1 protein-coding gene is annotated in these 1,182 nt (G+C 44.5%); it reads right to left on the bottom strand.

All coding sequences use genetic code 11. The annotated features are described in order from the left end of the window. Positions 1–175: 175 nt before the first annotated feature. Positions 176–991: an aminoglycoside O-phosphotransferase APH(3')-Ia gene (locus FTV41_RS14900; protein ID WP_000018326.1), complete on the bottom strand. Its 816-nt coding sequence runs from the start codon at positions 989–991 to the stop codon at positions 176–178. Positions 992–1,182 lie beyond the last annotated feature (191 nt).

Raw genomic sequence — 1,182 nt, forward strand, 5'->3', positions numbered from 1 at the left:
GTACCAGCGTACGGCCCACAGAATGATGTCACGCTGAAAATGCCGGCCTTTGAATGGGTTCATGTGCAGCTCCATCAGCAAAAGGGGATGATAAGTTTATCACCACCGACTATTTGCAACAGTGCCAAGCGCGGTGTCCGGAATTTCAGGTTTGTGTCTCTACAAAGACTAACTATCAGAAAAACTCATCGAGCATCAAATGAAACTGCAATTTATTCATATCAGGATTATCAATACCATATTTTTGAAAAAGCCGTTTCTGTAATGAAGGAGAAAACTCACCGAGGCAGTTCCATAGGATGGCAAGATCCTGGTATCGGTCTGCGATTCCGACTCGTCCAACATCAATACAACCTATTAATTTCCCCTCGTCAAAAATAAGGTTATCAAGTGAGAAATCACCATGAGTGACGACTGAATCCGGTGAGAATGGCAAAAGCTTATGCATTTCTTTCCAGACTTGTTCAACAGGCCAGCCATTACGCTCGTCATCAAAATCACTAGCATCAACCAAACCGTTATTCATTCGTGATTGCGCCTGAGCGAGACGAAATACGCGATCGCTGTTAAAAGGACAATTACAAACAGGAATCGAATGCAACCGGCGCAGGAACACTGCCAGCGCATCAACAATATTTTCACCTGAATCAGGATATTCTTCTAATACCTGGAATGCTGTTTTCCCGGGGATCGCAGTGGTGAGTAACCATGCATCATCAGGAGTACGGATAAAATGCTTGATGGTCGGAAGAGGCATAAATGCCGTCAGCCAGTTTAGTCTGACCATCTCATCTGTAACATCATTGGCAACGCTACCTTTGCCATGTTTCAGAAACAACTCTGGCGCATTGGGCTTCCCATACAATCGATAGATTGTCGCACCTGATTGCCCGACATTATCGCGAGCCCATCTATACCCATATAAATCAGCATCCAGGTTGGAATTTAATCGCGGCCTCGAGCAAGACGTTTCCCGTTGAATATGGCTCATAACACCCCTTGTATTACTGTTTATGTAAGCAGACAGTTTTATTGTTCATGATGATATATTTTTATCGGCACTGTTGCAAATAGTCGGTGGTGATAAACTTATCATCCCCTTTTGCTGATGGAGCTGCACATGAACCCATTCAAAGGCCGGCATTTTCAGCGTGACATCATTCTGTGGGCCGTACGCTGGTA

Source organism: Acinetobacter sp. YH16051, from assembly GCF_013417135.1.
Taxonomy (GTDB): domain Bacteria; phylum Pseudomonadota; class Gammaproteobacteria; order Pseudomonadales; family Moraxellaceae; genus Acinetobacter; species Acinetobacter towneri.

What these genes read in the sequence shown, in the direction of transcription:
- FTV41_RS14900 (WP_000018326.1), bottom strand. Translation starts at nt 991, where the DNA reads ATGAGCCATATTCAACGGGAAACGTCTTGCTCGAGGCCGCGATTAAAT.